The sequence below is a fragment of the Streptomyces sp. NPDC052101 genome (assembly GCF_040680235.1).
GTDB lineage: Bacteria > Actinomycetota > Actinomycetes > Streptomycetales > Streptomycetaceae > Streptomyces.
Genome location: NZ_JBFAWH010000098.1, coordinates 1 through 4,221, shown reverse-complemented (window position 1 = coordinate 4,221; position 4,221 = coordinate 1). Strand labels below are relative to the sequence as shown.

The following is a 4,221-nucleotide window of genomic DNA, read 5'->3' as shown; positions in this document are numbered from 1 at the left end:
TGGTCTTCCTGGGCCGCACGCACTACTACGAGGGCCGTGGCGTCGCCGCCGTCGCGCACGGCGTCCGTACGGCCGTGCCTCGCGGCGGGTGAGGCCGGGCCGGTACAGCTTCTTCAGGGCGCCGCGGGCGTAGGGGGAACCGGAGCCCTCGGCGTAGAAGTCGTGCTTCTCGTACAGGCCGCCGGCCGCGTCGAAGCCGAAGACGCGGCCGCCTTCGCCCTCGGGTGCGGTCAGGTCGTATCCGGCGAGCAGCGGGACGACGGCGAGGCCCTGCATGGCCTGGGCGAGGTTCTGCCGGATCATGGCCGCGAGGCGGGTCGCCTTGCCGGCCAGACTCATCGGGGTGCCCTCTATCTTCTCGAAGTGGGTCAGTTCGACCTGGTAGAGCCGCACCATGTCGACGGCGAGGCCGACGGTGCCGGCGAAGGCGACGGCCGTGTACTCGTCGGCGGGGTGCACCTTTTCGAGGTCGCGCTGGGCGATGAGGTTGCCCATGGTGGCCCGGCGGTCGCCGGCGATCAGCACGCCGTCCCGGTAGACGAGGGCGAGGACGGTGGTGCCGTGCGGGAACCGGCCGTGGGCCACGCGCACGCCGTCGGGCAGCGAGGGCGCGGTGGGCAGCAGCGCGGGCCGGTGCGCGGCCAGGAACTCGGTGAAGGACGAGGTCCCCGGCCTGAAGAACGCCTCGCTGGGCAGCCCCGCCGTGTCGTTCCCCCGCATGGTTCTCCCCCTCCTGTGACGGCATGTGACACCCGAGTCCTACCTGCGGTGGGCGCGCGGGAAACTCCCGGTCTCTCACAGGGCCTTGCGCCGCACCAGCACGCCGAGCACCAGCAGCCCCGGGAGCAGCGGCAGCCACACGGTCAGCAGCCGGTAGCCCAGCACGGCGGAGGCGGCGGCCGCGCCGGGGGCGCCGGAGACGGTGAGGGCGAGGGCGAGCGCCGCGTCCAGGGAGCCCAGGCCGCCCGGGGTGGGCAGCAGGGCGGCGGCGCTGCTGGCGACGAGGTACAGCAGGGCCACCTGGAGCGGGGGCAGGGGCAGGGCGATGGCCTGGGTGACGGAGATGAGGACCAGCGAGTGCAGCGCGGCGAAGGCGAGGGAGCCCGCCCACAGGGCCGCTGCCCGGGCGGGGCGGCGGTGCAGGGCGCGGATGTCGGCCAGGGCGGTGGAGAGGGCCGGGCGGCAGCGGGCCCACCAGGGGGTCATCGGCAGGGCACCGAGCAGCGCGAGGCCGCCGAGGGCGACGGCGAGCGCCGCCGGGGTGAGGTGCGGCGGGCTCAGCAGGCCGGGGCAGGCGGGGGCGAGCAGCACGATCAGCGCCAGGCGGACGGCGGCGCCGGCGGTGGCCTTCACCACGAGGGCGCCGGCCGAGCGGCCCGCGGGCAGTCCGCAGCGCATCAGGAACCGCAGGTTCACGGCGCCGGCGCCGAGCCCGGCGGGCAGCAGGTGGCCCGCGGCGGAGGCGGCGAACTGGGCGGCGAGAAGCCGGGGTCCGGGCAGCCGTCGCAGGACCGCGCCCTGCTGGGCGAGCGCCGACGCCGCCCACGTGCCGAGGGCCGCCGTCGCACCGACCAGCAGCCAGCCCGGATCGGCGCCGGCCAGCCGTCCCACACCGCTCTCGACAGCGGGCCAGTGCCGGCGAGCCAGGTACAGCCCGCCCAGGAGGACGGCGACCAGGACACCGGCATGCCAGTAGCCACGCCGCCGCCCGAGGACGGGTTCGACCTCCACGGGCGACGTCATCGGCCGCTCCCCGAAGCGACCCGCGTGCTCCCTGGCACGGAGTAGTACAGCCGCCCGCCGGCGAAGGGTGCGGTCGGCCAGGTGCGGGCGTAGACGGGTGGCTGGGCGTCGGCGGGTGCCAGCACGGCGACCGGGATGCGCCGGGCCGTGGCGGCGATGGCGTCCTCGGTGGTGTTGGCGTTGGGTCCGGCGGTGGCGGCCGACGCGCAGCCCGCGTAGAAGGCGACGGGGAGGGCGTCGCCCCCGGTGAGCAGGCAGGGCGGGCGGACGCCGAGGCGGTGCAGGACGACGGCCGTACGGGACCAGACGCGGTGTTCGGCTGTGGTGGTGCCCACCATGTGCACCAGGACGGCCAGTTGGACGGCCAGGTGGGCGGCGAGACCGAGGCAGAGCAGTGTTGCGGCGACGGGGCGCCAGGGGCGGCGCGCAGTGGTGAGCAGGTGCACCAGCGCGTCGGCGACCGGGAGCGCGAGCAGGGCGTAGGCGGGCAGCAGGAAGCGCGGGGCCGCGTAGTCGATCAGGAACAGGTAGGGGAAGGCGGCGGTCGCCGCGCAGGCGAGCGGCAGCAGCGTGGGCGTCGTACGCCGGGCGCGGACGGCCACGGCGCACCCGAGCAGGGCGAGCAGGGGCAGGACGAACCACCAGACGGTGACCAGCGGGTGCGGCGGATGGCCGGTGCAGGGGCGGCACAGCGCCCGGCCGCCGAGGCTGCGCCACTGGTCGAGGACGGCGACGTGCCAGCCGAGGCCGCCCTGGATCGCCGAGCCGTCGGACAGGCGGCGCGCCAGACCGCCGTAGCGGACGTACGCCTCGATCACCCACTCGGCGGCGCCGGCCGCGAGCCCGGCGAGCAGCACCGCGAGTGCCCGCCAGTGGCGGCGGGCGAGGCCGAGGGCGAGCAGCGGCAGCGTCGCCCAGACGGCGTCCGTGGGCCGCATCCCGGCCATGAGTGCGGCACTCGCCGCCAAGCCCCACCAGGCCGAGCGCCCGGAGCCGTGGCGGGTCCGCAGGAAACAGGCGACGGCGGTCAGGGCGCCCACCGCGACCCAGTAGTTGGGCATGGCCTGCGGGCCGTAGAACAGGGTCACCCACAGGGAGGCGAACAGGGCGCCGGCGAGGGCGAGGACGCGGTCCGGGAACAGGCCGCGCCAGGCGCGCAGGGCCAGGAACAGGGCGAGGCCGGACAGGACCGCGAGGTAGATCCGCAGCAGTGCGGTGGAGGACGACCAGGCGGCGACGGGAGCGACGAGCAGGGAGACGCCGCGGGCACGGGGTGCGCTGAAGAAGGCGGCGGGGGCGTGGGCGCTGACCTGGCTGACGTACACCGTCTCGTCCCAGCCGAGGCCCATGCCGGGCCGGACGAGCAGCAGTTGGGCCAGGGTGAAGGCGGCCGCGACCGCCGCGAGCGCGACCGTGGCACGGGATCGCCGGGCGCCCTCGGACCCGTGGTGCGAGCGCTCGCGCCGGGTCCCGGCGAGTGTGGCGCGCACGCTGCCGGTCATGATCACCCCTCCGCCCCCGCGGCGTGCGGGACCCTTGCCACCCTACAACTTGTAGGGTCGAGGGCGGGAGCCATGCAGGCAAGGGCGAAACACCGTCAAACTACCCCGAATGACGGCCCTCCGCCGGGCGGACGGGGCCATCCGGCCGATGGCACTACGCGCTGTAAGGTTGGGGCATGGCTGGCACAGGGTCCCGCGGCAGGGCGGAGCGGCGCAGCGCCGGTGAGCTGGAGAGCGAGGTGCTGGCCGCGCTCTGGGCCACCGAGCGGCCGCTGACCCCGGCGGAGATCCAGGCCGAGGTCGACGGCGCACTCGCCTACAACACCGTGCACACCATCCTCAAACGCCTCTACGACAAGGGCCTGGTGCTCAGGGACGCCGACGGGCGGCGCGGTGCGTACCGGCCGGCGAAGAACGCGGCCGAGCTGACCGCCGAGGCGATGCACGAGGCCCTGGACCGGGGCCCGGACCCGATCGCAGCGCTCCAGCAGTTCGTGACCGGGCTGAGCCCCGAGGAGGAGCGGGCGCTGCGCGACGTTCTCGCCGGAGACGGCCCATGAGGTTCGCCGTCTACAGCCCGCTGGTGCTGTCCCTGCTGCTGTCGGCGGTCGGGCCGGTGATCGCCCGTCGGGTCGCTCCGGCGCTCGCCGTGCGCGTGCTGACCTCGGCGGCCGTGCTGACCGCCGCGGCCACCACCTGGTCGCTGGTCCTGCTGGCGGCCGCGCTGCTCACAGACGCGCCGCCGGTCGTCCGCGAGGCCCGCGAGGACGGGCGTACGGTCACCGATCCGGTGCCCGAGGCGATCGGGCTCGCGGCCTGCCTGGCACTGCTGGTGATCGCCCTGCGGCTGTACCGGGCCGTCCGCGCGGAGCGGTGCACCCGGCGGGCCCTGCGCCGGCTGTGCGCGGGACACCGATGTGGGTCGCCGACACCGACTTCAAGGCTCCCCAGGCCGTGATCGATGCGCTCCACCAGG

The 4,221-nt window shown here is 75.7% G+C and carries 4 protein-coding genes and 1 pseudogene; 2 read left to right on the top strand and 3 right to left on the bottom strand.

Annotation, left to right across the window (positions count from 1 at the left end; all coding sequences use genetic code 11):
- Nucleotides 1-75 precede the first annotated feature (75 nt).
- From prcB to AB0L75_RS43855, 3 genes and pseudogenes are all read right to left on the bottom strand, one after another.
- Nucleotides 76-720: pseudogene (gene prcB, locus AB0L75_RS43865) on the bottom strand (proteasome subunit beta); the annotation flags it as partial.
- A gap of 75 nt (nt 721-795) precedes the next feature.
- A complete protein-coding gene (locus tag AB0L75_RS43860) occupies nt 796-1,743 on the bottom strand; it encodes a lysylphosphatidylglycerol synthase domain-containing protein (RefSeq protein WP_365191899.1) in 948 nt (315 codons plus the stop codon).
- Nucleotides 1,740-3,245: a hypothetical protein gene (locus tag AB0L75_RS43855; protein WP_365191898.1), complete on the bottom strand. Its 1,506-nt coding sequence runs from the start codon at nt 3,243-3,245 to the stop codon at nt 1,740-1,742. The genes AB0L75_RS43860 and AB0L75_RS43855 overlap by 4 nt, the downstream gene beginning before the upstream one ends.
- A 176-nt stretch (nt 3,246-3,421) precedes the next feature.
- On the opposite strand from AB0L75_RS43855, the gene AB0L75_RS43850 reads away from it, so the two are divergent.
- Nucleotides 3,422-3,805, top strand: coding sequence for a BlaI/MecI/CopY family transcriptional regulator (locus tag AB0L75_RS43850; protein WP_365191897.1), 384 nt, complete (start codon nt 3,422-3,424; stop codon nt 3,803-3,805).
- Entirely contained in the window at nt 3,802-4,203 is a 402-nt protein-coding gene (locus AB0L75_RS43845; RefSeq protein ID WP_365191896.1) for a hypothetical protein, read from the top strand. Before AB0L75_RS43850 ends, AB0L75_RS43845 begins: the two co-directional genes overlap by 4 nt.
- Nucleotides 4,204-4,221 lie beyond the last annotated feature (18 nt).

What these genes read in the sequence shown, in the direction of transcription:
- AB0L75_RS43860 (WP_365191899.1), bottom strand. Translation starts at nt 1,743, where the DNA reads ATGACGTCGCCCGTGGAGGTCGAACCCGTCCTCGGGCGGCGGCGTGGC.
- AB0L75_RS43855 (WP_365191898.1), bottom strand. Translation starts at nt 3,245, where the DNA reads ATGACCGGCAGCGTGCGCGCCACACTCGCCGGGACCCGGCGCGAGCGC.
- AB0L75_RS43850 (WP_365191897.1), top strand. Translation starts at nt 3,422, where the DNA reads ATGGCTGGCACAGGGTCCCGCGGCAGGGCGGAGCGGCGCAGCGCCGGT.
- AB0L75_RS43845 (WP_365191896.1), top strand. Translation starts at nt 3,802, where the DNA reads ATGAGGTTCGCCGTCTACAGCCCGCTGGTGCTGTCCCTGCTGCTGTCG.